General features: G+C 69.4%; 23 protein-coding genes. 15 read left to right on the top strand and 8 right to left on the bottom strand.

Annotated elements, in window-relative coordinates; all coding sequences use genetic code 11:
- Positions 1-72 precede the first annotated feature (72 nt).
- Positions 73-2,181, bottom strand: coding sequence for a carboxypeptidase-like regulatory domain-containing protein (locus QTI20_RS22140; RefSeq protein WP_286554290.1), 2,109 nt, complete (start codon positions 2,179-2,181; stop codon positions 73-75).
- 150 nt (positions 2,182-2,331) lie between these two features.
- Here QTI20_RS22140 and QTI20_RS22135 point away from each other — a divergent pair, with 150 nt between their 5' ends.
- The gene (locus QTI20_RS22135) at positions 2,332-3,066 is read left to right on the top strand and encodes a response regulator transcription factor (RefSeq protein ID WP_286554291.1); all 735 of its coding nucleotides are present in this window, start codon (positions 2,332-2,334) and stop codon (positions 3,064-3,066) included.
- 19 nt (positions 3,067-3,085) lie between these two features.
- Here QTI20_RS22135 and QTI20_RS22130 read toward each other — a convergent pair whose 3' ends face one another.
- The 4 genes from QTI20_RS22130 to QTI20_RS22115 are packed head-to-tail and all read right to left on the bottom strand — an operon-like array spanning position 3,086 to position 7,154.
- Complete coding sequence (locus QTI20_RS22130) at positions 3,086-4,126, bottom strand: VWA domain-containing protein (protein ID WP_286554293.1); 1,041 nt, start codon at positions 4,124-4,126, stop codon at positions 3,086-3,088.
- Between the two features lie 25 nt (positions 4,127-4,151).
- Positions 4,152-5,153, bottom strand: coding sequence for a DUF58 domain-containing protein (locus tag QTI20_RS22125; RefSeq protein ID WP_286554294.1), 1,002 nt, complete (start codon positions 5,151-5,153; stop codon positions 4,152-4,154).
- Complete coding sequence (locus tag QTI20_RS22120) at positions 5,134-6,150, bottom strand: AAA family ATPase (protein WP_286554295.1); 1,017 nt, start codon at positions 6,148-6,150, stop codon at positions 5,134-5,136. Before QTI20_RS22120 ends, QTI20_RS22125 begins: the two co-directional genes overlap by 20 nt.
- Before the next feature lie 38 nt (positions 6,151-6,188).
- Entirely contained in the window at positions 6,189-7,154 is a 966-nt protein-coding gene (locus tag QTI20_RS22115) for a S1C family serine protease (RefSeq protein WP_286554297.1), read from the bottom strand.
- Positions 7,155-7,241: 87 nt separating this feature from the next.
- Here QTI20_RS22115 and QTI20_RS22110 point away from each other — a divergent pair, with 87 nt between their 5' ends.
- The 7 genes from QTI20_RS22110 to QTI20_RS22080 all read left to right on the top strand — a co-directional run bounded on the left by QTI20_RS22110 (position 7,242) and on the right by QTI20_RS22080 (position 13,834).
- Positions 7,242-8,102, top strand: coding sequence for a TatD family hydrolase (locus tag QTI20_RS22110; protein WP_286554298.1), 861 nt, complete (start codon positions 7,242-7,244; stop codon positions 8,100-8,102).
- 126 nt (positions 8,103-8,228) lie between these two features.
- Positions 8,229-8,579 carry a hypothetical protein gene (locus QTI20_RS22105; RefSeq protein WP_183024619.1) on the top strand — a complete coding sequence of 117 codons (351 nt, stop codon included), beginning with the start codon at positions 8,229-8,231 and terminating at the stop codon, positions 8,577-8,579.
- Complete coding sequence (locus QTI20_RS22100; protein ID WP_286554299.1) at positions 8,560-9,174, top strand: DNA-deoxyinosine glycosylase; 615 nt, start codon at positions 8,560-8,562, stop codon at positions 9,172-9,174. Before QTI20_RS22105 ends, QTI20_RS22100 begins: the two co-directional genes overlap by 20 nt.
- Positions 9,174-9,926: a class I SAM-dependent methyltransferase gene (locus tag QTI20_RS22095; RefSeq protein ID WP_286554300.1), complete on the top strand. Its 753-nt coding sequence runs from the start codon at positions 9,174-9,176 to the stop codon at positions 9,924-9,926. The genes QTI20_RS22100 and QTI20_RS22095 overlap by 1 nt, the downstream gene beginning before the upstream one ends.
- Positions 9,923-11,716 (top strand): type IV pilus assembly ATPase TfpB, encoded by a 1,794-nt coding sequence (gene tfpB / locus QTI20_RS22090; protein ID WP_286554301.1) that lies wholly within the window; start codon positions 9,923-9,925, stop codon positions 11,714-11,716. Before QTI20_RS22095 ends, tfpB begins: the two co-directional genes overlap by 4 nt.
- A gap of 107 nt (positions 11,717-11,823) precedes the next feature.
- Positions 11,824-12,312, top strand: a complete 489-nt coding sequence (locus tag QTI20_RS22085; protein ID WP_183024615.1) for a tripartite tricarboxylate transporter TctB family protein — start codon at positions 11,824-11,826, stop codon at positions 12,310-12,312.
- A 10-nt stretch (positions 12,313-12,322) separates the two neighbouring features.
- Complete coding sequence (locus QTI20_RS22080; RefSeq protein WP_286554302.1) at positions 12,323-13,834, top strand: tripartite tricarboxylate transporter permease; 1,512 nt, start codon at positions 12,323-12,325, stop codon at positions 13,832-13,834.
- A gap of 72 nt (positions 13,835-13,906) precedes the next feature.
- Here the strand turns inward: QTI20_RS22080 and QTI20_RS22075 are convergent, their stop codons facing one another.
- Positions 13,907-14,833 carry a LysR family transcriptional regulator gene (locus tag QTI20_RS22075; RefSeq protein WP_286554303.1) on the bottom strand — a complete coding sequence of 309 codons (927 nt, stop codon included), beginning with the start codon at positions 14,831-14,833 and terminating at the stop codon, positions 13,907-13,909.
- A gap of 98 nt (positions 14,834-14,931) precedes the next feature.
- On the opposite strand from QTI20_RS22075, the gene QTI20_RS22070 reads away from it, so the two are divergent.
- The 6 genes from QTI20_RS22070 (at position 14,932) to QTI20_RS22045 (ending at position 21,345) form a co-directional block, all read left to right on the top strand.
- Positions 14,932-15,903 carry a Bug family tripartite tricarboxylate transporter substrate binding protein gene (locus QTI20_RS22070; protein ID WP_286554305.1) on the top strand — a complete coding sequence of 324 codons (972 nt, stop codon included), beginning with the start codon at positions 14,932-14,934 and terminating at the stop codon, positions 15,901-15,903.
- Positions 15,904-15,917: 14 nt separating this feature from the next.
- Positions 15,918-17,531 (top strand): gamma-glutamyltransferase family protein, encoded by a 1,614-nt coding sequence (locus QTI20_RS22065; RefSeq protein ID WP_220811631.1) that lies wholly within the window; start codon positions 15,918-15,920, stop codon positions 17,529-17,531.
- A gap of 102 nt (positions 17,532-17,633) precedes the next feature.
- Positions 17,634-18,554 carry a DMT family transporter gene (locus QTI20_RS22060; RefSeq protein WP_286554308.1) on the top strand — a complete coding sequence of 307 codons (921 nt, stop codon included), beginning with the start codon at positions 17,634-17,636 and terminating at the stop codon, positions 18,552-18,554.
- An 18-nt stretch (positions 18,555-18,572) separates the two neighbouring features.
- On the top strand, positions 18,573-19,370 hold the full coding sequence (locus QTI20_RS22055) for an SDR family oxidoreductase (RefSeq protein WP_183024610.1): 798 nt from the start codon (positions 18,573-18,575) through the stop codon (positions 19,368-19,370).
- A gap of 21 nt (positions 19,371-19,391) precedes the next feature.
- The gene (locus QTI20_RS22050; protein WP_286554309.1) at positions 19,392-20,282 is read left to right on the top strand and encodes a DUF5672 family protein; all 891 of its coding nucleotides are present in this window, start codon (positions 19,392-19,394) and stop codon (positions 20,280-20,282) included.
- Between the two features lie 79 nt (positions 20,283-20,361).
- On the top strand, positions 20,362-21,345 hold the full coding sequence (locus tag QTI20_RS22045; protein WP_286554311.1) for a quinone oxidoreductase family protein: 984 nt from the start codon (positions 20,362-20,364) through the stop codon (positions 21,343-21,345).
- Here QTI20_RS22045 and QTI20_RS22040 read toward each other — a convergent pair.
- Positions 21,335-22,225, bottom strand: coding sequence for a LysR family transcriptional regulator (locus QTI20_RS22040; RefSeq protein ID WP_286554312.1), 891 nt, complete (start codon positions 22,223-22,225; stop codon positions 21,335-21,337). The genes QTI20_RS22045 and QTI20_RS22040 overlap by 11 nt on opposite strands.
- 70 nt (positions 22,226-22,295) lie before the next feature.
- On the opposite strand from QTI20_RS22040, the gene QTI20_RS22035 reads away from it, so the two are divergent.
- Complete coding sequence (locus QTI20_RS22035) at positions 22,296-23,297, top strand: bile acid:sodium symporter family protein (protein WP_286554316.1); 1,002 nt, start codon at positions 22,296-22,298, stop codon at positions 23,295-23,297.
- Between the two features lie 7 nt (positions 23,298-23,304).
- Here QTI20_RS22035 and QTI20_RS22030 read toward each other — a convergent pair whose 3' ends face one another.
- Complete coding sequence (locus tag QTI20_RS22030) at positions 23,305-24,969, bottom strand: Na/Pi cotransporter family protein (RefSeq protein ID WP_286554317.1); 1,665 nt, start codon at positions 24,967-24,969, stop codon at positions 23,305-23,307.
- Positions 24,970-25,044: the final 75 nt, after the last annotated feature.

Below are 25,044 nucleotides of genomic sequence, written 5' to 3'. Positions count from 1 at the left end.
CCGGGTGTGTGGATCTCGATTCTGCAAGAAGAAAGCCCCGCGCAGGCGGGGCTTTCTTGGCGCCGGGGCGGCTTATTGGATGCTGTAGAGCCCGATCTTGCTGCTGAGCTCGACCTGGCGCGAACTGCGGGCCCAGAGGTCGAAGGTGTTCAGGCTCGCGCCCGGCCGGTACTCGCGGGCGCCGTTGAGGGTCACGCAATGGCCGTCGGTCGCCGCATAGGGCGAGCAGTTGAGGATCGTCGTGCGGGCGGTGTTGCGCACCGTCACCGAGTCTTCCCAGCGCGTGCCGCTGTAGCGGCCGTAGGCGGTGAACAGCGTGGGCGCCAGTGCGCCCGTCGGCACGGCCCAGCCCGGGTTGTTGCCCTCGGCGCTGAAGTCGATCAGGTTCGGTTCCTGCGGGGTGCTGGTGCCGAACACCAGCACGTGGTCGGTCGTGTTCGCCGTCTCGGCGCGCAGTTCGTCGCGCAGGGCCGGCGTGATCGCGGCGAAGCTCAGCTGCCTGATCTCGTCGAGGGTCTGGGCCCGGGCGATGGTGCGTGCGCTCTGGGTGGTGGAGGGCGCGGTTTCGCCGAGGCGGTAGAACTCGATCTTCCACACGCTCTGGTCCTTGAGCGCGCGCAGGTCCGCTTCCGCGTAGGCCGGGCTGACGAAGTTCAGGTTGGTCTCCTTGTCGGCGGGCGTGCCGGCCGTGGCCGGGTTGTCGAAGCGGCCCGCCAGGTAGATCACGCTGCCGCTGGCGTTGGTGGCGTTGCCGTTCGGCCGTGCCACCGTGAGGTACGAGAAGCCCGGCTGGGGCCGGTAGGTCTGCGGCGCGCCGAAGGGGGGCGTGACCACCACCTTGTCGAGCACCGGCTGGAAGTTCTCGTCGAGCCGGTTCTCGATGTTGACGTTGTAGCCGGTGGCGCTGTAGCTGAAGTCGGGCGTGTTGATCATCTCGCGCTTCTCGGCGATCGGGCGCACCGACACGCGGTAGGCGTTGCCGTTGCCGGTCAGCTTGAGCACGCCGTTCTCGGTGCGCAGCAGCAGGGTGTCGTTGTCGGTGTTGCCCAGGGTGTCGGTCCAGCGGTAGGTGATCACCACGTCGGTCGCGTTGCGGAAGAACTCGAAGTTGCCGCGGTCGTGCACCAGGCCGGTCGGGCCGGCGCGGAACATGCTCTCGAAGGCGCCGCGGCCGCTGGCGTTGCGGCCCACGCTGGCGCCGTTGGCCTGGTAGCTGGCCGGGTCGTCGCCGACGAACAGCGTGCGGCAGGCCGGCGCCACCAGGTCGGCCGCGGTGCCGGTGGCGTTCACGCCATCGTTGACGGCGGTGACGCGCTGGGCCAGCGGCAGGGCGTAGCAGGCGTTGAGGCGGGCCAGGAAGGACGCGATCAGCGCCGGGGTCGGCGGCTGCACCAGCGTGCCGGCATCGACCGGCGGCAGCACCGGCGTGCCCGTGTCGGCGGTGCTGAAGCTGATCGACTGCGGCTCGGGGCTGCCGCTGGAGGGCACGCTCTTGACCGTGATCTGGATGTTGGCGGCGCTGCCGTCGGGCTGCACGCTCACGGCGATCGCGTCCAGCAGGCGGTCCTGGCCGGTGCCGTCGGCCGCGAAGTTGCCGTTCATCAGGTCCAGGCCGCTCTGGCCCAGCGCGTCGAGCAGCGGCTTGAGCGCGGCGCTGAGTTCCGCCGCCTGGGCCTGGATGGTCGCGGCCGTCACGGCCTCGGGCCGGGTCTGGATCGCGCCGGCCAGGCTGGCCGGGTTGCCGTCGGGCGAGAGCTGTGAAACGACGATGGTGGTCAACGGTGTCACGTTGACGATACCGCCGGTGGCGCTGGCGGTGGTGCTGTAGAGGCTCAGGTCGTCGCGGCTGGCGCGGATCACCAGCGGCGCCTTGGTGCCGGCGGGCAGTTCGCAGGTGTAGGCCCCGTTCGCATCGGTGGTGCGGGTGCAGACCACGGCGCCGGTCTGGTCGGTCACGGTCACCGTGGCGTTGCTGAAGGGCGCGCCGGTGGCGGCGACGCCGTGCAGTTGCGCCAGCGCGACCGGCTGCTCGGTCCCGCCGCCGCCGCCCGCGGCGCCGCCGCCACCGCCACCGCCGGAAGACGCGCCATCGCTTCCACCGCCACCGCCGCAGGCGGCGAGGGTGAGCAGCAGGGCAGAGGCCCAGGCGATGGGGGTTCTGGCGATGGCGGAGTTCTTCATGGGATGTCCTTCCTTGGGGGGATCGAGGGGTAACGGCGGCGTTACACACCGGCGCCCGCGCAGTCTGAAGCGCTGCCTCTGCGCGCGCATCCCATGAATCGGTGAGTTCCCGCGGATTCAGGCCGCTTTCGCGGCTTATGCTCGGCGTCTATGCAAACCGAGGTCTATGCGCCGGGTGCCGGGCGCCCGTTCAGTGTTCTGGTGGTCGAGGATGACGAAGGCACGCGTGCCTTCTTCGAGCGCAGCGTGCGTGCAAGTCCGCGGCTGCGCTGGCTGGCCGGGATGGGCACGGTGGGCGAGGCGCTGGCCTGGCTGGCCGCGACGCCCGAGGCGCCCGATGTGCTGCTGTCGGACCTGGGCCTGCCCGACGGCACGGGCCTGGACGTGATCCGGGCCGCGGTGGCGCGCTTTCCGCAGTGCGAGCCGCTGGTGATCTCGGTGTTCGGCGACGAAGACAACGTGCTGGCCAGCATCGAGGCCGGGGCCGTGGGCTACCTGCACAAGGACGCCCCGCCCGAAGACATCGCCCAGACCATCCTGGAGATGAAGGCCGGCGCCTCGCCGATCTCGCCCATGATCGCGCGCCGCGTGCTGGCCAAGTACCGCAGCCTGCAGTCCGAGGCCAGCGAGGCCGCCGATGCCTTGCGCGCCGCGCCGCCGGCCCCCGCGCCCGCGCCGCCCTCGCTGCTGTCGGGACGCGAGCAGGAGGTGCTGACCCTGATCGCGCGGGGCTTCTCCTATGCCGAGATCGCGCGCCTCAAGTCCCTGAGCGTGCACACGGTGCAGACCCACATCAAGAGCCTCTACGGCAAGCTGGCCGTGCACTCCAAGAACGAGGCGGTGTTCGAGGCCACGCGGCTGGGCCTGCTGCGCCATCCGGGCTGAGGGCCGGTCGCCCCCGCCCTTACAGGATCCGGTTGAACCAGAACAGCGACAGGCCGGCCGACAGGAAGGCCAGCAGCGCCGCGCCCAGCGCGAACAGCGCCGAGACCTCGGTTTCCTTCTTCTCCACCGTGAGGCGCGAACTCAGCGTGTCGTAGACCTTCTTCAGGTCGGCCGCCGTGCCCGCGTAGAAGTACTCGCCCTGGGTCTTGTTGGCGATGGCCTTGAGCGTTTCCTCGTCGAGCCGCACGCGCATCGACCAGCCCTCGAAGCCGATGGTCTCGCCGTCGACGGTGCCGATGCCCACGGTGTAGACGCGCACGCCGCGGTCCGCCGCCACCTTGGCCGCGTCGAGCGGATCGACGCCGGTGGTGCGCTGGCCGTCGGTCAGCATGATCACCGCGGCCGAGGTATAGGAGCCGGGCGCCACCGGCACGAAATCCTTGGGCGGGGTCTTGCCCGCCTGTTCGATCGGCACGCCGCGCTGCCGGCTCTGCGGATCGAAGTTCGCGATGTCGATGCCGGCGTTGGGGAACAGCGTGGCCAGCGAGACCACGATGGCATTGCCGGTCGCGGTGGCGCGCTGCAGCTGGAAGGCGTCGATGGCCGTGACCAGGTCGTCGCGGTTGGTGGTCGGCAGCTGGGCCACCTGCGCGCTGCCGGCGAAGGCCACGATGCCGACCTTGACGGTGCGTGGCAGGTCCTTGATGAAGCCCTTGGCCGCGTCCTGCGCGGCCACCAGGCGGTTGGGCTGCACGTCGGTGGCGCGCATGCTGCCCGACACGTCCATCGCGAGGATGATGGTCTGCTGGTTCGAAGGCAGCACCACCACCGCCATCGGCCGGGCCGCGGCGATCAGCATCGCGGCCATGGCCAGCAGGAACAGCAGCGGCGGGATGTGGCGGCGCACGCTCTGGCCCGCGCCCATGGCTTCGCGCACGATCGAGAGGCTGGCATAGCGCAGCGCCAGCTTCTTCTTGCGGCGCATCAGCCAGACATAGAGCAGCACCAGCAGCGGCAACGCCGCCAGCAGCCAGAGGAACTGGGGCCACAGGAAACTCATGGTGCGCTCCGGGTGGACATCGGTGTCATGCGGTGGCCGCCTGCAAGGGGCGGGCCGCGCCGCCGGCGCGCACGCGGCGCTTGCGCAGGTCGGCGAAGCGCAGGATGGCGGCGGCCAGGTCGTCGTCGGTCGACAGTTCGAGTGCATCGACGCCGGCCTTGGCCAGCGCCGCGCGCAAGGTGTTCTCGCGCTCGGCCGCGAGGCGTGCGAAGCGCTGGCGGAAGCCGGCGTCGTGCGTGTCGACCCAGAGCTGGTCGCCGGTCTCGGCGTCGCGCAGCGGCACCAGGCCGAGGTCGGGCAGCGACAGCTCGAGCGGATCGAACAGGCGCACGGCCACGACCTCATGGCGCTGCGCCAGCCGGGCCAGCGGCTTCTCCCAGCCGGGCTCGCTGAGGAAGTCGGACACCACGAACACCGTGGCGCGCCGCGGCATCAGCGTGGCGGCCGATTGCAGCAGCTCGGCCAGCCGCGTCAGGCCCTGCGCCGCCGGGCCTTCGACCGCGCGGCGCTCCATCGAATGCAGCAGGTGCAGCACGTGGCGGCGCCCGCTGCGCGGCGGGATCACGGCCTCGAGGTCGCTGCCGTAGACCAGCGCGCCCACCCGGTTGCCGTGGCGCGTGAGCAGGCGCGCCAGCACGCCCACGAAGCCGGCCGAGATCTCGCGCTTGGCCCGCAGGCCCGAGCCGAAGTCGACCGAGCGGCTCAGGTCGAGCACGAACCAGGCGGCCATCTCGCGGTCTTCGGTGAACACCCGCACATGCGGCGTCTGCAGCCGCGCCGTGACGTTCCAGTCGATGTGGCGCACGTCGTCGTGCAGCTGGTACTCGCGCAGGTCGGCCAGGTCGAGCCCGGTGCCGCGCATCAGCGTGCGGTAGTTGCCCTGCAGCAGGCCGTCGAGCCGGCGGATCACGGTCCATTCGAGCCGGCGCAGCAGGCGCTCGGCGGCGCCCGCGGCCGTCTCGGCCGCAGCGGCCACCTGGGCGTCGTTCGCGGCACGCGCCCGCTTGCTAGGCCACCAGTTTTTCATGTTCGAGCGGCTTCGGCGGGGCGGGAATGGCGCGCATGATCTTGTCGATCAGGCCGTCGGGCGTCAGGCCCTCCGACAGGCCTTCGTAGGACAGCGTCACGCGGTGGCGCAGCACGTCGGGCACCAGCGCCGTCATGTCCTCGGGCAGCGCATAGCTGCGGCCGCGCAGCATCGCGAGCGCGCGCGCACCCTCGGTGAGGTTGATGGTGGCGCGCGGGCTGGCGCCGAAGGTGATGAAACGGCGCAGCTCCTTCAGGCCGTGCTTCTCGGGGTTGCGCGTGGCCGACACCAGCTTCACCGCGTATTGGATCAGCGAGGGGTCGACGTAGACGCGGCGGGCCTCGGCCTGCAGCGCCGCGAGCTGCTCGGTGGTGGCCACGGCCGCGGCTTCCACGGGCGGACCGATCACGCGCTGCACGATCACGAACTCCTCCTCGTCGCTGGGGTAGTCGACCAGCACCTTCATCATGAAGCGGTCGACCTGGGCCTCGGGCAGCGGGTAGGTGCCCTCGGTCTCGATCGGGTTCTGCGTGGCCATCACGAGGAAGGGGCGCGGCACCTTGTGCGTCTCGCCCGCGATCGTGACCTGCCGCTCCTGCATCACCTCGAGCAGCGCGCTCTGCACCTTGGCCGGCGCGCGGTTGATCTCGTCGGCCAGCAGCAGGTTGGCGAACACCGGGCCCAGCGAGGTACTGAACTCGCCGGTCTTCTGGTTGTAGATGCGCGTGCCCACCAGGTCGGCCGGCACCAGGTCGGGCGTGAACTGGATGCGCTTGAACTGGCCGCGCACCGTGTCGGCCAGCGTCTTGATGGTCAGCGTCTTGGCCAGGCCGGGCACGCCTTCGACCAGCAGGTGGCCGCCGGCGAGCATGGCGACCATGACGCGCTCGAGGAAGCGGTCCTGCCCGACCACGATGCGCTTGACCTCGTAGAGGATCTGCTCCATCAGCTCGGCGGTGGCGGGCGGATTCGACGGCGGCGTGGTCTCTGGGCTCATGCGACGGCTTTCGTGACAGGTTGGAAGAGGCGAGGCGGTCAGAACGGCGGCGACCCGAGCGCCGAGGCCGCGTTCTCGATCGGCACGGCGAAGCCGATGCCGATGAAGGTGCGTTGCTGGGTCGGGTTGAGGATGGCGGTGACGATGCCCACCACCTGGCCTTCCATGTTCACCAGCGGGCCGCCCGAGTTGCCGGGGTTGGCCGCGGCATCGAACTGGATCAGGTTGCCCAGTTCCTGCTTGCCCTCGGGCGAGCGGAAGGAGCGCTTGAGACCCGACACCACGCCGGCCGACACCGAGGGCCCGATGCCGAAGGGAAAGCCGACCGCGACCACCTGGTCGCCCGACTGCAGGTCGGCGGTGGAAGCCAGGGTGGCGGGGATCAGGTCGTCGGGAATCTTGCGTGCCTGCAGCACGGCCAGGTCGTTCTCGGGCTGGACGCCGGTGATGGTGGCGAGCGCTTCCAGCCCGTCGGCGAAGGTCACCTTGATGGTCTGGGCGCCGGCCACCACGTGCAGGTTGGTGAGGATCACGCCCTTGTCGACGATCACCACGCCGGTGCCGATGCCGCGTTCGACCTCGCCGGGCGGCCCGTCGGCTTCGGGCTGCTTGCCGCGCGCCAGGTTGCGGCCGCGCTTCTCGGTCTTGGCCTCGGGCGAGGTGCGCTCGGGGCCGTAACTCACCACGCGCACGACCGAGGGCTGCACGAGGGCCGCCGCGCGGGCCGCGGCCGAGGGCAGGGTGGCGGTCTGCAGCGTGCGCAGCACCGCGGCATCGATGTCCTTCTGGGTCAGCGTGTGGGCGGCCTGCCGCGGCCAGAAAGCCGCGCCGCCCGCGCCCAGGGCGACGACCAGTGCCAGCAGGGCGCCGAAAGCGCGCCGGCCCGGCTGCCATCGCGCGCCGGCCGCGGCCGGCGGGGCGACCGCCTGCGGTGTGTCGGCCACCGGCGCCTCGGCGTCCTTCGACGCCTGGGGCGAGCGACTGTAGAGAGCTGTCCTGCGCATCGACACCTCCGGCAAAGAGTGACGTGGGGAGGAAATCACGGTAGCACGCTTTGTGGCCCTTTGCATGCGTTCGGGCATCATGAAGCGATGCCCGCCTTCATCGATACACACTGTCACCTCGACGCCCCGGAGTTCGGCGACGAGATGCCCACGGTCCGTGCCCGCGCCGCGGCGGCCGGTGTGGCGCTCTGCGTCATGCCCGCGGTGGCGGCCTTCGACTTCGAGACGGTGCGCCGCCTGGCGCATGTGCAAGGCGACGCCTATGCCTTGGGCATCCATCCGCTGTTCACCGGCCAGGCGGGCGACCAGGACCTCGCCACGCTCGATGCTGCGCTGCAGGAAAACCTCGCCGACCCGCGCCTGGTGGCGCTGGGGGAGATCGGCCTGGACGGTTTCGTGCCCGGCCTGGACTGGGCGAAGCAGGAGCACTTCTTCCATGCGCAGCTGCAACTCGCGCGCCGGCACGATCTGCCGGTGCTGATCCATGTGCGGCGCTCGGTCGACCAGGTGCTCAAGCAGCTGCGCCGGGTCGGCGCCGGCCGGCCCTGGCGCGGCATCGCCCATGCCTTCAACGGCAGCGCGCAGCAGGCGCAGGCCTGCCTGGACCTGGGCCTGAAGCTGGGCTTCGGCGGCACGCTGACCTTCGACCGCGCGCTGCAGGTGCGCCGCCTGGCCGCCACGCTGCCGCTCGAGGCGATCGTGATGGAGACCGACGCACCCGACATCCAGCCGCACTGGCTCTACCGCACGCGCGAGGAGCGCGAGGCCGGCGCGCCGCAGGGCCGCAACGAGCCGGGCGAGCTGCCGCGCATCGCGCAGGAACTGGCGCAGTTGCGCGGCATTTCGCTGGAAGTACTGGCCGAGGCCACCACCCGCAATGCGCTGGAGGCGATGCCGCGTCTGCGCGCGCTGACGCCGGCGTCAGCTTCCGGTCAGGCTGGCCTGTAGGCGCGCGGCCCGATTTCTGTTTCGACGATTACACCGTGTGTTTTTGCTGTCATCCTGATCGCCATGTGGCCCGTTGTTCGATCAGTGCGGCCCGTCCGTGACTACAACTGTTCAAGGAGAACCCTCATGACCTCGTCTTTCATCCGTACCGTTCCCGCCATCCTCGCACTGGGCATCGCGTCCATCGGTTTCTCCGCCATGGCACAGCAGCCTGCACCGGCGACCACCACGATGGCACCGGCCGCCGCACCCGAGCCGACCGTGGTCGACAAGGCCAAGACCGGCACCAAGAAGGCCTACAAGGCCACCAAGCGCACCGCCAAGAAGGCCGGCCACGCGACCAGCAACGCCGCCAAGAAGACCGGCCACGCCGTCGCCGGCGTCGGTCACAAGGCCGCTGACGGCATGCGCAGCGCCGGCCACAAGATCGGCGAAAAGATCCCCGGCACCGCCGAGAATGCAGCCGCCAAGCCCTGATCGCCCCGGCGGCGACAGCCGCGAAGGCCTCAGCGAAAACCCGCCTCGGCGGGTTTTTTCTCGTGGGGCCGGCGAGGCGCCCACGCTCGAAGGGCTGGCGCCGATCGTCTCGCCCGGGGTGGTGCTGCTGGTGCTGGGCAGCTTCCCGAGCGCGCGTTCGCTGGCGGAGGGGCGCTACTATGCCCACCCGCAAAACCAATTCTGGAAGATCTTGCAAGCCCTCTGGCCCTCCAGCCCGCTGCCGCCCGGCACGGCTTTCTCCCCCCGCGCCGACTGGCTGCTCGAACGCGGTGTCGGCGTCTGGGACGTCTACGGCACCTGTGCCCGCGAAGGCAGCCTCGACGCCTCGATCCGCGACGCGGTGCTCAACGATTTCGCCGGCCTCGACCTGCCGCGCCTGGCCGCGGTGGCGCACAACGGCGCCGAGAGCTTCCGCCATGCGCCCAAGGTGATCGAGGCGCTGCGCGCGGGCGGCCATGCCGAACTGCCGGCCTACAAGCTGCCCTCGACCAGCCCGGCCCATGCGGCCTGGTCCTTCGAGCGCAAGTGCGAGGCCTGGCGCGAGGTGTTCGCGCGCCACGGGCTGGTGGCCTGATGGCGGCGCGCAAACCGGCCTTGCCCGAGGTCAACTTCTCCGATTGGGGCGACATCCGCTATCTGCACCTGGGCACCGAATGGGTCCAGGGCTCGATGAAGATCGATGCGCCCTTCGAGATCGAGCTCGAGTACGTGCAGCGCATGATGGCCTGGCTGCTGTTCGTCGAGCCCTCGAGCGTGATGAGCCGCCATGCGATGCAGCTGGGCCTGGGCGCGGCCACGCTGACCAAGTTCAGCCGCAAGCAGCTGCGCATGCGCACCACCGCCATCGAGCTCAACCCGCAGGTGGTCGCGGCCTGCCGCGGCTGGTTCAAGCTGCCGGCCGACGACGCCAAGCTCAGCGTGGTGCTGGCCGATGCAGGCGCCGAGATCCAGAAACCCAAGTGGCACGGCACCGTCGATGCGCTGCAGGTCGACCTCTACGACCACGAGGCCGCGGCACCGGTGCTCGACAGCGAGAGCTTCTATGCCGACTGCCGCGCGCTGCTCACCGAAGACGGCGCGATGACGGTCAACCTGTTCGGTCGTTCGTCGAGCTACGAGCGCAGCCTCGAGAAGATCGCCGCGGCCTTCGGCGCCGACGCGGTGTGGGCCTTCAAGCCCACGCGCGAGGGCAACACCGTGGTGCTGGCCCAGCGCACGCCGCTGCGGCCCGCGCGCGGCGTGCTTGCCGAGCGTGCGCAAACCATCCAGACTCGCTGGGGCCTGCCGGCCCCCAAGTGGCTGCGGGTCTTCAAAGCCATGTCATGAACGCCGTCTCGCCGCCCGTGCCCCAGCCCGCGCCCCCGCAGCACCAGGGTCCGCTCGACCTGCGGCTGCTGATCGGCTGGCTGGCCACCGACGGCGTGATCTCGCCCCACGAGGCGCAGCGCACCATCGCGCGCTGCGCGCAGGCCGAGAGCCGGCAGGCGCCGCTGGTGCGCCTGGCCAACGTGGCGATGACGCGCGAGCGCGACGGCAAGCCGCTCGACCTCGAGATGCTGACCGAATGGCTGGCCGGCCGCGCCGGGCTCAGCTACCTGCGCATCGATCCGCTCAAGGTCGACGTGGGCAAGGTGGCCGACACCATGAGCGCGGCCTATGCCGAGCGCCACAAGGTGCTGCCGGTGCAGGTCACGCCCAGCGAGGTGGTGGTGGCGACGGCCGAGCCCTTCCTGGTCGACTGGGTGTCCGAGGTCGAGCGCCAGTCGCGCCGCTCGGTGCGCCGCGTGGTCGCCAACCCGACCGACATCCAGCGCTATACCGCCGAGTTCTTCGCGCTGGCCAAGTCGGTGCGCGCCGCGCAGAAGGCCGGCGGCAACGCGGGCGGCGCGAGCTTCGAGCAGCTGGTCGAGCTGGGCAAGAGCAACAAGCAGCTCGACGCCAACGACCAGAGCGTGGTGCAGGTGGTGGATTGGCTCTGGCAATACGCCTTCGACCAGCGCGCCAGCGACATCCACCTCGAGCCGCGGCGCGACCAGGGCGTGATCCGCTTCCGCATCGACGGCGTGCTGCACCCGGCCTACCAGATGCCCATGGGCGTGATGAACGCGATGGTCGCGCGCATCAAGCTGCTGGGCCGCATGGACGTGGTCGAGAAGCGGCGCCCGCTCGACGGCCGCATCAAGACCCGCAACATGCGCGGCGACGAGGTCGAGATGCGGCTGTCGACCTTGCCCACGGCCTTCGGCGAGAAGATGGTGATGCGCATCTTCGATCCCGACACCGCGGTCAAGGACCTCGACGCGCTGGGCTTCGCGCAGCACGACGCCAAGCGCTGGGAGCAGCTGGTCACGCGGCCGCACGGCATCATCCTCGTGACCGGGCCCACGGGTTCGGGCAAGACCACCACGCTGTACTCCACGCTCAAGCGCGTGGCGACCGAGCAGGTCAACGTGAGCACCATCGAGGACCCGATCGAAATGATCGAGCCCGCGTTCAACCAGACGCAGGTGCAGCCGCAGCTGGACTTCGGCTTCACCGAGGGCCTGCGCGCGCTGATGCGCCAGGACCCGGACATCATCATGGTCGGCGAGATCCGCGACCTCGCCACCGCCGAGATGGCGGTGCAGTCGGCACTCACCGGCCACCTGGTCTTCAGCACGCTGCACACCAACGACGCGCCCAGTGCCATCACGCGGCTGATGGAGCTGGGCGTGCCCTCGTACCTGATCAACGCCGTGATGCTGGGCGTGCTCGCGCAGCGCCTGGTGCGCACGCTGTGCCCGCTGTGCAAGCAGCCCGACGAATCGGTCACGCGCGAGAAGCTCGCGGCCTTCGTCGCGCCCTGGCAGATCACCGGCTCGGTGCGTGCCTACAAGCCCGTGGGCTGCGTCGACTGCCGCATGACCGGCTACATGGGCCGCATGGGCCTGTACGAGCTGCTGAGCGTCAGCGAGGACTTCAAGGCCCGCGTCACCAAGGAACCCAGCCTGCTCGCGCTGCGCCGCCAAGCCGTGACCGACGGCATGCGCCCGCTGCGCCTGGCCGGCGCGCTGCGCGTGGCCGAAGGCGTGACCACGATCGAGGAAGTGCTGAGCGCCACGCCGCCCCTCGAGTAGCGTTGTTCCTGGGGCTAACCCTAGCCCGGCGATAGGTGGAATCCACATCAAACTGACCGGAAGCTGACCAGACAATCTCCCGTTCGATTTGTTCGAGGAGACTGTTCGTGAAAATCAAAAGTCAACGCGACTTTTTTGCAGGGCTGATGTTCGCCGTGGTGGGCATCGCCTTCGCATGGGGCGCATCGACCTACAACGTCGGCAGCGGCGCCCGCATGGGCCCGGGCTACTTCCCGCTGATGCTGGGCATCGTCATGGCCCTGATCGGCCTGGGCATCATGTTCACCGGCCTGACGGTCGAGACCGAAGACGGTGAAAAGATCGGCAAGTGGGCCTGGAAGCAGGTGGTCTACATCATCGGCGCCAACCTGGCCTTCGGCATCCTGCTGGGCGGCCTGCCGAGCGTCGGCGTTCCGGCCATGGGCATGATCATCGCGATCTACGCCCTGGTGATCATCTCCAGCCTGGCCGGCACCGAGTTCGATCTGAAGAAGGTGCTGCTGCTCGCGACCGTGCTGGCCGTCGGCAGCTACGTGGCATTCATCTGGGCGCTCAAGCTGCAGATCCAGGTCTGGCCGACCTTCATCACGGGTTGAGGAATAAAAAATGGATCTGGTAAACAACCTCTCGATCGGCTTCGGCGTCGCGTTCACCTTCACGAACCTGCTGTACTGCCTGGTCGGTTGCATTCTCGGCACGCTGATCGGCGTGCTCCCCGGCATCGGTCCGGTCGCGACCATCGCGATGCTGCTGCCCGCCACCTACGCGCTGCCCCCCGTGTCGGCGCTGATCATGCTGGCCGGCATCTACTACGGTGCCCAGTACGGTGGCTCGACCACCGCCATCCTGGTCAACCTGCCGGGCGAATCGTCCTCGGTGGTGACCGTGATCGACGGCTACCAGATGGCGCGCAAGGGCCGAGCCGGTCCCGCGCTCGCCGCGGCCGGGCTGGGCTCCTTCTTCGCCGGCTGCGTGGGCACGCTGATCCTGGCCGCCTTCGCGCCGCCGCTGACCGAGATCGCGTTCAAGTTCGGCCCGGCCGAGTACTTCTCGCTGATGATCCTGGGCCTGATCGGCGCCGTGGTGCTTGCTTCGGGCTCGCTGCTCAAGGCCATCGCGATGATCGTGCTGGGCCTGCTGCTGGGCCTGGTCGGCACCGACGTGAACTCGGGCGTGGCCCGCTTCAGCTTCGACATCCCTGAACTGACCGACGGCATCGGCTTCGTGGCCATCGCCATGGGCGTGTTCGGCTACGGCGAAATCATCGCCAACCTCTCGCGCCCCGAAGAAGAGCGTGAAGTGTTCACCGCCAAGGTGTCCGGCCTGTTCCCGACCAAGGAAGACTTCAAGCGCATGATCCCGGCCGTGCTGCGCGGCACGGCGCTCGGCGCGGCCCTGGGCATCCTGCCCGGCGGCGGCGCGCTGCTGGCGGCCTTCGCGGCCTACACGATCGAGAAGAAGACCAAGCTGCAGCCGGGCGAAGTGCCCTTCGGCAAGGGCAACATCCGCGGCGTCGCGGCGCCCGAGTCGGCCAACAACGCCGGTGCGCAGACCTCCTTCATCCCGCTGCTGACGCTGGGCATCCCGCCCAACGCCGTGATGGCGCTGATGGTCGGTGCGATGACCATCCACAACATCCAGCCGGGCCCGCAGGTCATGACCAGCAACCCGGAACTGTTCTGGGGCCTGATCGCCTCGATGTGGATCGGCAACGCGATGCTGATCATCCTGAACCTGCCGCTGATCGGCATGTGGATCAAGCTGCTGTCGGTGCCCTACAAGTACCTGTTCCCGGCGATCGTGCTGTTCTGCGCGATCGGCGTGTACTCGACCAACAACAACACCTTCGACATCTGGATGGTGGGCGCCTTCGGCTTCATCGGCTACGCCTTCTTCAAGCTGGGCTGCGAACCCGCGCCGCTGCTGCTGGGCTTCATCCTGGGCCCGATGATGGAAGAGAACCTGCGCCGCGCGCTGCTGCTGTCGCGTGGCGACTGGAGCGTGTTCGTGAGCCGGCCGATCTCCGCCGGTCTGCTGGCCGCCGCGCTGCTGCTGCTGATCATCGTGCTGCTGCCGGCCGTGAAGTCCAAGCGCGAAGAGGCCTTCGTCGAGGATTGATGAGCCGGGCGGCTTTGCCGCCTCTCCGCAAGACGGCGCCTTCGGGCGCCGTTTTTTTTGCGCGGCAGCCGTTCAGGGCTTGCCGCCGCGCGGCGGCTTCATGTGCTGCCGGGCCATGGCCAGGAAGGCCATCGCCGCGGGGCTCAGCGGATGCTTGGCCAGCCGGATCGCGACCACCGGGTATTCCAGCGTCGGCCGTGTCACGGCAACGGCGCGCAGGTTGGCCGGCATCAGCACCTCCACATAGCGCGGCAGCAGCGCCACGCCCGCGCCGGCCTGGATCAGGCCGAAGGCCGTCGACAGCATCGACACATGGTGGGCCACGCGCGGGTACACGTTGGCCACGCTCGAGAGCTGGCGGCTGACCGCGCGCCACACATTGGCGTCGGGGTTGACGTGGATGAAAGGCAGCGGCTCGAGGTGCCTCGCATCGACCACCACGCGCTGGGCCAGCGGATGGTCGTCGCGCACGAACAGCGCCATGCGCTCGGTGAACAGCGGCTCGGTCGCGAGTTCCGAATGCTTCTGCCCGATGTCCGAGCCGAAGCCCAGGTCCGCCTCCTGCGACAGGATGCGCGAGATCATCTGCTCGGCCGTGCTGTCGAGCAGCGTCGCCACCAGCGTGGGATGCAGGCGGGAAAAGCGGCCCAGCACCGGCGGCAGCAGGGCGCCCGCCGTGAGGTGGCCCACCGCCAGCACCACGCGCCCCTCGCGCAGCTGCGACTGCGAGCGGCAGGCCTCGACCGATTCGTCGATCAGCCGCAGCGCGCGCACGGCGGTGTCGAACATCACCTGGCCCGCGCCCGTCAGCTGGATGCGGCGGCCCCGCACCACCAGCGGCTGCCCCAGTTCCTCCTCCATGCGCTTGACCAGGTGGCTGATGGCGGGCTGCGTGAGCTGGAGCGCCTCGGCCGCCAGCGTGAAGCTGCCCGATTCAGCAACCGCGGCCAGCGCCCGCAGCTGCTGCAGCGAGACCTCTTCGGTGCCCTGTTTCTTCATAAACAACGCTCATAGTTGAATAAGTGGAATTATCTGGCTTGATGCGCGTGGGCTGCATAGCATGCGAGCTTTCTTCCATCGGGACAGAATCCAGCACCATGAAAAGAATCCAGTTCCTTCAGGGCGTCGCCCTCGCGCTGTGCGTGGCCGCGTCGTCCGCCAGCCTGGCGCAGGGCTATCCGGCCAAGCCGATCCGCCTGATCGTGCCCTTTCCCGCGGCCGGTGCCACCGACCTGTTCGCGCGCACGCTGTCGCAGAAGATGGGCGAGAAGCTGGGCGCCACGATCGTGATCGACAACAAGCCGGGCGCCGGCGGCGCCATCGGCTCCGACCTGGCGGCCAAGGCGCCGGCCGACGGCTACACGCTGCTGCTGGCCACCACCAGCACGCACTCGATCGGCCCGGCCATCAACCCGAAGCTGCCCTACGACACGGTGCGCGACTTCACGCCCATCGCCCACGTGGGCGACGCGCCCAGCATCATGCTGGTGCCCAACAGCTCGCCCGCCAAGACGGTGCGCGAGTGGATCGACTACGCGAAGAAGAACCCCGGCAAGCTCAACTACGCCTCGAGCGGCAACGGCACCATCGTGCAGCTCACGGCCGAGCTGTTCAAGTCGCAGGCCGGCGTGTTCGTCACGCACATTCCCTACAAGGGCACGGCGCTGGCCATCCCCGACCTGATCAGCGGCAAGGTCGACGTGCTCTTCGATTCGCTGCCCACCGGCATGCCGCACGTGCGCGACGGCCGGCTGCGCGCGCTGGGCGTGACCTCGTTGAAGCGCAGCCCGCTCGCGCCCGAACTGCCGGCCATCGCCGACGTGCTGCCGGGCTTCGAGTCCAACACCTGGTTCGGGCTCTACGGCCCCAAGGGTCTGCCGGCCGAGATGGTGGCGCGCATCAACACCGCGGCCAACCAGTCGCTGGCCGACCCGGAGGTGCGCGACAAGCTTTCGCGCCTGGGCATCGAGCCCACGACCAGCACCCCGGCCGAACTGGCCGGCATGGTGGCGCAGGACGCCGCCAAGTGGAAAAAGATCATCACCGAACGCCGCATCGTCGGCGACTGAACCCGCCCCATCCCATGAAATTCGATTACGCCAATCCCTACCGTTCCGTCCGCATCCCGGTCTTCGCACGCAACGTCGTCTCGACCTCCCATCCGCTCGCGGCCCAGGCCGGCCTGCGCATCCTGCAGCAGGGCGGCAACGCGGTCGACGCGGCCGTCGCCACCGCAGCCGTGATGACGCTGGTCGAGCCGGTGAGCAACGGCCTGGGCAGCGACGCCTTCTGCATCCTCTGGGACGGCAAGGAACTGCACGGCCTCAACGCCTCGGGCTGCGCGCCGCAGGCCTGGACGCCCGAGTACTTCCGGCGCAAGCACGGCGACGGCGCCGCCACGCCGCCGCAACGCGGCATGGATTCGGTCACCGTGCCGGGCGCGGTGGGCGGCTGGGTCGCGCTGTCGGAGCGCTTCGGCAAGCTGCCCTTCGAGGCCCTGATGGCGCCGGCCATCGAGATCGCAGAGCGTGGCTACCTGGTGCCGCCCGTGGTGCAGCAGAAGTGGGCCGCGGCCACGCCGATCCTGCAGAACCAGCCGGGCTTCGCCCAGAGCTTCCTGCCCTGGGGCCGTGCGCCCGAGGTGGGCGAGCTGTTCCGCTTCCCCGCCGCGGCGCGCGCGCTGCGCGCCATCGGCGCGACCCGCGGCGAGGCCTTCTACAGCGGCGAGATCGCCGAGGCGCTGGAGAAATTCTCCAACGCCAACGGCGGCAGCCTCAAGGTGCGCGACCTCGCGAACTGGAAGCCCGAATGGGTCACGCCGATCTCGCAGGACTACGCGGGCCACACGCTGCACGAGATCCCGCCCAGCGGGCAGGGCATCGCGGCGCTGATCGCGCTGGGCATTCTGAAGAACTTCGACCTGGCCTCGATGCCGATCGACTCGGTGGCGTCGCAGCATCTGCAGATCGAGGCCATGAAGCTGGCCTTCGCCGACGTCTACCGCTATGTGTCGGAGCCCTCGTCGATGGAGACGACGGTCGCGCAAATGCTCGATGGCGGCTACCTGGCCTCGCGTGCCAAACTCATCGACGTGAACAAGGCACAAGACTTCAAGGCCGGCAACCCGGTCAAGGGCGGCACCATCTACCTCACGGCCGCCGACGAGAGCGGCATGATGGTGAGCTTCATCCAGAGCAACTTCATGGGCTTCGGCTCGGGCTGCGTGGAACCGGAATTCGGCATCAGCCTGCAGAACCGCGGCCACGGCTTCAGCCTCGATGCGGCCAGCCCCAACGTCGCGGCACCGGGCAAGCGCCCCTTCCACACCATCATCCCGGCCTTCCTCACCAAGGACGGCCAGCCGGTCATGAGCTTCGGCGTGATGGGCGGCAACATGCAGCCGCAGGGCCACATGCAGACGCTGGTGCGCATGCTCGACCACGGCCAGAACCCGCAGGCCGCCTGCGATGCGCCGCGCTGGCGCTTCAACAGCGGCCTGGAGATCAACGCCGAGGCCGCGATGGACCCGCAAGTCCTGCAGGGGCTGAGCGCGCTGGGCCACAAGGTCGAGGTGATCGACGACTCCTACCAGGACTTCGGTGCCGGCCAGTTCATCTGGCGCGCGGGCGATCCGGCGGTCGAGGGTTATGTGGCGGCGAGCGATCCGCGGCGCGACGGTCTTGCTGCAGGATTCTGAGTCCACCCCGAAACGGCTCACTTCGTGTAGCCGTCTCCCCTCAAGGGGCGACACCGGCGGACCGGCGAAGCCGGATCCGCGGTGTCCCTGGAATAAGAAAAATTGACCTCCTCTCCCACCCCCTCGGCCGCGGCCCCCAAATCCATCCGCACCGGCCTGATCCTCGCCACCTTCGGCGCCATCGCGTTCAGCGGCAAGGCGATCATCGTGAAGCTGGCCTACCGCCACAACGTGGACGCGGTCACCCTGATCATGTTCCGCATGCTGTTCGCGCTGCCGCTGTTCGTGGCGATGGCCTGGTGGGCGGGGCGGGGCAAGGCGGCGTTGACCTTGCGCGACTGGCTGGGGGTGATCGGGCTGGGCTTCTCGGGCTACTACCTCTCGAGCTTCCTCGACTTCGCCGGGCTGGCCTACATCACGGCCAGCCTGGAGCGGCTGATCCTGTACCTCAACCCCACGCTGGTGCTGCTGTTCGGCTGGATCGTCTACCGCCGCCGCATCGTGCGCCAGCAGCTGATCGGCATCGCGATCAGCTATGCGGGCGTGCTGCTGGTGTTCGGCCACGAGGTGCAGCTGGGGCAGAGCAGCACCGCGGCCTGGGGCACGCTGCTGGTCTTTTTGAGCGCGGTGAGCTATGCGGTCTACCTGGTCGCGAGCGGCGAGTTCGTCAAGCGCCTGGGCTCGCTGCGGCTGGTGGGGCTGGCGACCAGCGTGGCCTGCGTGCTGTGCATCGCGCAGTTCCTGCTGCTGCGGCCGATCGACGTGGCGCTGAACGTGGCGCCCGAGGTGATCTGGCTGTCGGTGCTCAACGCGACGCTGTGCACCGCGGTGCCGGTGCTGTCCGTGATGATGGCGATCGAGCGCATCGGTGCGGCCATGGCGGCGCAGACCGGCATGGTCGGGCCGCTCTCGACTATTCTCATGGGCGTGGTGCTGCTCGGCGAACCCTTCACGGCCTGGATTGCGGCCGGGACGGTGCTGGTCATCACCGGAATCTTTGTCTTTACGCGAACCGGGCGCTGAGCCCGCAGGAGAATTTGAATGGACCTCGGAATTGCAGGCAGGACGGCCCTGGTGTGCGGCGCGAGCAAGGGGCTGGGCCTGGGCTGTGCCGAAGCCCTGGTGCGCGAAGGCGTGAACGTGGTGGTGGTGGCGCGTGGCGCCGAAGTGCTGAACGCCGCGGCGGCGCAGCTCGAGGCGCTGGCCGCGGGCGTGGCGAACAAGCCCTTCGTCAAGGCCGTGGCGGCCGACATCACGACGCCCGAGGGGCGCGCCGCGGCTTTTGCCGCGCATGCCGACTACGACATCGTCGTGACCAACGCGGGCGGCCCGCCGCCCGGCGATTTCCGTGACTGGGACCGCGAGGCCTGGATCAAGGCGGTGGACGCCAACATGCTCACGCCGATCGAACTGATCAAGGCCACGGTCGACGGCATGGCCGCGCGCGGCTACGGCCGCATCGTCAACATCACCTCGAGTTCGGTCAAGGCGCCGATCGACATCCTGGGCCTGTCCAACGGCGCGCGCAGCGGCCTGACCGGCTTCGTGGCCGGCGCGGCACGCACCTCGATCGCGGCCAAGGGCGTGACGATCAACAACCTGCTGCCGGGCGCCTTCGACACCGACCGGCTCAAGGGCACGATGGCCGGCGCCGCGAAGAAGAGCGGCCAGGACGTCGACGCGGTGCGCGCGGCGCGCCAGAAGAACATTCCCGCCGGCCGCTTCGGCAGCCCCGAGGAGTTCGGCGCGGTCTGCGCCTTCCTCTGCAGCCGGCAGGCCGGCTACATCACGGGCCAGAACGTGCTGACCGACGGCGGCGCGTATCCGGGCACCTACTAGTCCCCACGAAGGCACGCGCGCATGAGCGGGCAGGCGTTCCGGCAGATCACCCTGGTGTCGGTCACCGGGCTGCCCGATGCGCGCGGCGCCGCGCTGGCGCTGCAGTGGAGCCTGCAGCAGATGCCGGGTGCGCGGGCCCTGCTGTGCTGCCCGCAGGCGCCGCCCGACCTGGCGCCGGGCATCGCGCACCAGGCGATCGCGCCGCTCAACTACCACGAGTACAGCTGGTTCATGATGTTCGCGCTCTGGCGCGTGGTGCAGACCGAATTCGCGCTGGTGGTGCAGGACGACGGCTGGGTCGTCGATGCCGCCAACTGGCGCGACGATTTCCTGGACTGCGATTACATCGGCGCGCCGATCCACCTGGCACGTATCGACGGGCCCGGGGGCCCGGCCTGGCGCACCCGCTTCGACTGGGTGCAGGAACTGCAGCGGCCCGAACTGCGCGTCACGCCGGTCCAGAACGGCGGCTTCAGCCTGCGCAGCCGGCGCTTCATGCGGGCGCTGGTCGACCATCCGCAGGTCCGGGTGGAGATCCCGCCGCCCGATGCGGTGGAGGGCGACCCGCTGCGCATGCATTGGCACAACAACGCGCTGCTCGAAGACGTGCAGCTCAGCGGCGTGCTGCGCCCGGCGCTCGAGGCCGTCGGCCTGCGCTTCGCGCCGCTGGCGCTGGCGCGCGACTTCGCCATCGAGCATGCGGGGCCGCAGCTGCACCATGGCTACGACCCGCTGCGGCTGTTCGGCCACCATGCGCGGGTGCGGCAGTTGGTGTCGCTGGCGCCGCTCACGCTGCGCTCGCAGATCCCGCTGTCGCAGCTCGACCTCTGGTACGGCGAGCGCGAGATCCTGCAGATGTTCGAGCGCCGGGGCTACCGCATCGAGTTCGCGGCCGAGCCGTCGCCGGGCTGAACAAGGCAATGCCCCGCGCCTTCGCGGGTGGGCCAAACGTGGCAGGATGCGGCTCTTCTTTTTGGAGACTGCAACGATGATGAGCAAAGCCGTCCGTATCGACCGCCATGGCGGTCCCGAAGAACTCAAGATCGTCGACGTGCAGGTCGGCGAGCCCGGCCCGGGCGAGATCCGCATCCGCCACAAGGCCGTGGGCCTGAACTTCATCGACACCTACCAGCGCAGCGGCCTGTACCCCTTCGCGATGCCGTTGCAGCTGGGCATGGAAGCCTCGGGCATCGTCGAGGCGGTGGGCGAGGGCGTGACGCACCTCCAGGTCGGCGACCGCGCCGCCTACGCCAGCCCGCCGCCGGGTGCGTACTGCGAGCTGCGCGTGCTGCCGGCCAAGAACGTCTGCCGGCTGCCCGATGCGATCTCCTTCGAGACCGGCGCGGCCATGATGCTCAAGGGCCTGACCACGCAGTACCTGCTGAAGAAGACCCTGCCGGCCGAAGGCCTGCAGCCGGGCGACTTCATCCTGTTCCACGCGGCCGCCGGCGGCGTGGGCCTGATCGCCTGCCAGTGGGCCAAGGCGCTGGGCCTGCAGCTGATCGGCACCGCCGGCAGCGACGCCAAGTGCCAGCTCGCGCTCGAACACGGCGCGGCGCACGCGATCAACTACAGCACCGAGAACTTCGCCGCGCGGGTGAAGGAGATCACCGGCGGCAAGGGCGTGAAGGTGGTTTACGACTCGGTGGGCAAGGACACCTACGAAGGCTCGATCGACTGCCTGCGGCCCTTCGGCCTGCTGGCGGTGTTCGGCAACGGTTCGGGCCCGACGCCGCCGATCAACCTGGGCATGCTGGCCTCCAAGGGCTCGCTCTACGTCACGCGGCCCACGCTGTTCACCCACATGTCCTCGCGCGAAGCCACGCAGGCCATGGCCGACGACCTGTTCGCGGTGGTGCAGAGCGGCGCGGTGAAGATCCCGATCGCGCAGCGCTACGCGCTGGAAGACGTGCAGCAGGCGCACCGCGACCTCGAGGCGCGCAAGACCACGGGCTGCACGATCCTCACGCTGTAGTCGCGATCTCGCGCACCAGCCGCCACACCCGCTGCGCCAGCGGCGAAGGCGCGCGGTTGCGCCGGTGCACCAGCATCACCTGGCGCTGCACCCGCGGCGTGAGCGGCAGCGCGACCAGCGTGCCCAGCCCCTGCGGCGGCACGGCCAGCGCGGGCATCACGCTGATGCCGATGCCGGCCTCGACCATGCGGAACACCGTGGTCGGGTGTCCCAGCTGCTGCGCCACCTCGGCCTGCACGCCGTGCGCGAGCAGCGCCTCGTCGATCAGCCGGCGGCTGCCAGAGGCATGGTCGAGCAGCACCAGCGCATGGCCGCGCAGCATCGACCAGCGCACGCTGCGGTGCGCCGCCAGCGCATGGCCGCGCGGCACCACCAGCACGAAGGGGTCGTCGAGGATGGTCTCGGTCTGCAGATCCTCGGCCGCCGAGGGCTCGATCACCACGCCGAAGTCGACCTCGCCGCTGCGCACGCTGTCGAGCACGTCCTGCTGGATGCGGTCGAGCAGCACCAGCTGGATCTCGGGCTCCTGCCGGTTGCAGGCCGCGATGCAGGCCGGCATGAGCTGGGCCGACAGCGTGGGGCTGCTGGCCACGCGCACCTTGCCGCGCCGCGCATGGGCCATGCCCTGTACGTCGAGCAGGGTCTGGTCGAGCTCCTCGAGCACCCGGCCCAGGCGCGCGGCCAGCGAATGGCCGGCCTCGGTCAGCACCACCTCGCGCGTGGTGCGGTCGAGCAGCTTCAGGCCCAGCTGCGATTCGAGCTCGAGGATCGAGCGGCTCACCGCGGGCTGGGTGAGCGCGATCGCATCGCCGGCACGGCTGAAGTTGCGCTCCTCGGCCACGGCCAGGAACACGCGGAGCTGGCGCAGGCTGATGTTCATGCAGAGAAATCATATATCCATCAGATAAATCCATTTCTCTTTCGATCCGATCCCGGGCCCAATCCTGCCCATGGCCCGTTCACGCTTCCTCCCCGACAACTTCACCCTCGCCCTGGTCACGACCGTGGCGCTCGCTTCGCTGCTGCCGGCCGCCGGCCGCACGGCGCACTTCTTCGAGGGCCTCACGACGGTGGCCATCGGCCTCCTGTTCTTCCTGCATGGCGCCAAGCTGCCGCGCGAGGCCATCGTGGCCGGCGTGGGCCACTGGCGGCTGCACCTGCTGGTGTTCCTCAGCACCTTCGTGCTGTTCCCGCTGCTTGGGCTGGCGCTGCGGCCGGTGCTGCAGCCGCTGGTGACGCCCGAGCTCTACACCGGCGTGCTGTACCTCTGCGTGCTGCCCGCCACGGTGCAGTCGGCCATCGCCTTCACCTCGCTGGCGCGCGGCAACGTGCCGGCGGCGGTCTGCAGCGCCTCGGCCTCGACCCTGCTGGGCGTGTTCGTCACGCCGCTGCTGGTGAACTGGCTGGTGGTCTCTGGCGGCGCCGCATCGTCGTCCTTCGATGCCATCGGCCGGATCCTGCTGCAGCTGATGGCGCCCTTTGTGGTCGGCCACCTGCTGCGGCCCTGGATCGGCGCCTGGATCAAGCAGCGCGCCTCGGTGCTGAGCTTCGTCGACCGCGGCTCGATCCTGCTGGTGGTTTACACCGCCTTCAGCGCGGCCGTGATCGAAGGCCTGTGGCGCCAGGTGCCGCTGAGCGCGCTGGCCGGGCTGTTCGTGGTCTGCGCGGTGTTGCTGGCGCTGGCGCTGTTCGCCACCACCTGGAGCGCGCGCAAGCTGGGCTTCGACAAGGCCGACGAGGTCACGATCGTGTTCTGCGGCTCCAAGAAGAGCCTGGCCAGCGGCATCCCGATGGCGCACGTGCTGTTCGCCTCGGGCGCGGTGGGCGCCATCGTGCTGCCGCTGATGCTGTTCCACCAGATGCAGCTGATGGTGTGCGCGGTGCTGGCGCAGCGTTATGCGCGCCGGCCGGCCGACGAGGCCGTGGAAACGGCAGCCGCCCGCGCCGCCTGATCCGTTCTCAGGATTCCTTGACCGGCGTGAGCTGCGCCTCGCGCAGCCGGTTGGGTGCCAGCGCGCCGGCCGAGTCGAGGATCGGGTAGGCGATCGAGCAGATGTGCGAGTTGATCCGCTTGAGGTCGCTGATCAGGTCGATGTGCAGCGAGCTGGTCTCCATGCTCGGCGTGGTGCGGTCCATGAGCCGGGTCAGGTGGGTGTTGGCGTAGGCGCGCTCGAGGTCGCGGAAGCGCGCCTTTTCTTCCAGCAGCTTCTGCGCGTCGCGCACGTTGCCGTTGAGGAAGACGCTCATGCCCAGCCGCAGGTTGGCCACCAGGCGCTCGTGCAGTTCGACGATCTCGGCCATGCCGGCCTCGGAGAAGTTGCGCTGCGGCTTGATCTTCTTGTCCTCGATGTCGATGATCACGCGCTCGATGATGTCGCCCACCTGCTCCATGTTGATGGTGAAGCTGATGATGTCGGTCCAGCGCTTGCTCTCTTCCTCGCCCAGCGCCTCGCGCGAGATCTTGGTGAGGTAGTACTTGATGTCGGAGTAGAGCCGGTCCACCACGTCGTCGAGCTTGCGCAGCTCGTCGGCCAGCCGCAGGTCGTTGTTGCGGATCACGTTGAGCATGCCGATCAGCATGGTCTCGACGATGTCGGCCTGGTGCAGCGCTTCGCGCGCCGCGTTGGAGATGGCCAGCGTGGGCGTGGACAGCGCCGAGGGGTCCAGGTGCTGCGGCCGGGCGGTGGTCGAGCCTTCCTGCGGCACCGGCAGCAGCTTCTTCACCAGCCGCGCCACCCAGTCGGTCAGGCCGATGAAGCCGATGCTCACCACCACGTTGAAGGCCAGGTGGTAGAGCACCACCAGCTGCGTCGCATCGGACACGTAGGCCCGCACGTGCGTCAGGTACAGCCCGATGAAGGGCGCGGCCACGGTCACGCCCAGCAGCTTGAACAGCAGGTTGCCCACCGTCACCTGCCGCACCGACATCTCGGACTTGGCGGTGGTCAGCACCGCGAGGATGCCGCTGCCCAGGTTGGCGCCCAGCACCAGGCCCAGCGCCACGTCCAGCGGCACCACGGCCGAGCTGGCCATCGCGGCCACCAGCAGCACCACGGCCAGGCTCGAATAGGCCACCACCGCGAGCGCCGCGCCGATGGTGATCTCCAGCAGGATGTCGCTGCTGATCGACACCAGGACCGCGCGCATCGCCGGCGAATCGAACAGCGGGCCGGTGGCCTGCACCACCAGCTGCAGCGCGAGCAGCATCAGGCCCAGGCCGATCAGGATGCGGCCGAAGCGCCCGGCCGCGCTCGCGGGCCGGGTGATCGAGAACACCACGCCGGTGAAGATGAACAGCGGCGACAGCCACGAGAGGTCGGTCGAGAACAGCACCGACATCAGCGCCGTGCCCACGTCGGCGCCGCGCATCACGGCCAGCGCGGCCGGCAGCGCGATCAGGCCCTGGCCCACGAAGGACGAGGTCATGAGCGAGGTGGCCGTGCTCGACTGCACGAGGGCCGTCACGCCGATGCCCGACAGCGCCGCGGTGAAGCGGTTGCGCATGCTGCGCGCGAGCAGGGTGCGGAGGTTGGCGCCGAACACGCGCAGCACGCCCGTGCGGACCAGGTGGGTGCCCCAGACGAGGAGTGCGACTGCTGCCAGCAGGTTCAGCAGATGTTTCATGGACGGCGGATGGCTTTCTCTTCTTTGTTGTTCAGTGAGCCTCTATTGTCAACACGGGATGTGCGGCAAGGCGTC

Source organism: Variovorax sp. J2P1-31, from assembly GCF_030317215.1.
Lineage (GTDB): Bacteria > Pseudomonadota > Gammaproteobacteria > Burkholderiales > Burkholderiaceae_C > Variovorax.
Note: the sequence above shows the minus strand (reverse complement) of the source record. Positions and strands in the feature narration are given on the sequence as shown.

Coding starts and splice junctions, on each gene's coding strand:
- QTI20_RS22045 (WP_286554311.1), top strand. CDS start 20,362: ATGAGCAAAGCCGTCCGTATCGACCGCCATGGCGGTCCCGAAGAACTC.
- QTI20_RS22120 (WP_286554295.1), bottom strand. CDS start 6,150: ATGAGCCCAGAGACCACGCCGCCGTCGAATCCGCCCGCCACCGCCGAG.
- QTI20_RS22130 (WP_286554293.1), bottom strand. CDS start 4,126: ATGAGTTTCCTGTGGCCCCAGTTCCTCTGGCTGCTGGCGGCGTTGCCG.
- QTI20_RS22030 (WP_286554317.1), bottom strand. CDS start 24,969: ATGAAACATCTGCTGAACCTGCTGGCAGCAGTCGCACTCCTCGTCTGG.
- QTI20_RS22055 (WP_183024610.1), top strand. CDS start 18,573: ATGGACCTCGGAATTGCAGGCAGGACGGCCCTGGTGTGCGGCGCGAGC.
- QTI20_RS22070 (WP_286554305.1), top strand. CDS start 14,932: ATGAAAAGAATCCAGTTCCTTCAGGGCGTCGCCCTCGCGCTGTGCGTG.
- QTI20_RS22075 (WP_286554303.1), bottom strand. CDS start 14,833: ATGAAGAAACAGGGCACCGAAGAGGTCTCGCTGCAGCAGCTGCGGGCG.
- QTI20_RS22040 (WP_286554312.1), bottom strand. CDS start 22,225: ATGAACATCAGCCTGCGCCAGCTCCGCGTGTTCCTGGCCGTGGCCGAG.
- QTI20_RS22105 (WP_183024619.1), top strand. CDS start 8,229: ATGACCTCGTCTTTCATCCGTACCGTTCCCGCCATCCTCGCACTGGGC.
- QTI20_RS22135 (WP_286554291.1), top strand. CDS start 2,332: ATGCAAACCGAGGTCTATGCGCCGGGTGCCGGGCGCCCGTTCAGTGTT.
- QTI20_RS22115 (WP_286554297.1), bottom strand. CDS start 7,154: ATGCGCAGGACAGCTCTCTACAGTCGCTCGCCCCAGGCGTCGAAGGAC.
- QTI20_RS22110 (WP_286554298.1), top strand. CDS start 7,242: ATGCCCGCCTTCATCGATACACACTGTCACCTCGACGCCCCGGAGTTC.
- QTI20_RS22125 (WP_286554294.1), bottom strand. CDS start 5,153: ATGAAAAACTGGTGGCCTAGCAAGCGGGCGCGTGCCGCGAACGACGCC.
- QTI20_RS22100 (WP_286554299.1), top strand. CDS start 8,560: ATGCAGCCGCCAAGCCCTGATCGCCCCGGCGGCGACAGCCGCGAAGGC.
- QTI20_RS22035 (WP_286554316.1), top strand. CDS start 22,296: ATGGCCCGTTCACGCTTCCTCCCCGACAACTTCACCCTCGCCCTGGTC.
- tfpB (WP_286554301.1), top strand. CDS start 9,923: ATGAACGCCGTCTCGCCGCCCGTGCCCCAGCCCGCGCCCCCGCAGCAC.
- QTI20_RS22095 (WP_286554300.1), top strand. CDS start 9,174: ATGGCGGCGCGCAAACCGGCCTTGCCCGAGGTCAACTTCTCCGATTGG.
- QTI20_RS22065 (WP_220811631.1), top strand. CDS start 15,918: ATGAAATTCGATTACGCCAATCCCTACCGTTCCGTCCGCATCCCGGTC.
- QTI20_RS22140 (WP_286554290.1), bottom strand. CDS start 2,181: ATGAAGAACTCCGCCATCGCCAGAACCCCCATCGCCTGGGCCTCTGCC.
- QTI20_RS22050 (WP_286554309.1), top strand. CDS start 19,392: ATGAGCGGGCAGGCGTTCCGGCAGATCACCCTGGTGTCGGTCACCGGG.
- QTI20_RS22080 (WP_286554302.1), top strand. CDS start 12,323: ATGGATCTGGTAAACAACCTCTCGATCGGCTTCGGCGTCGCGTTCACC.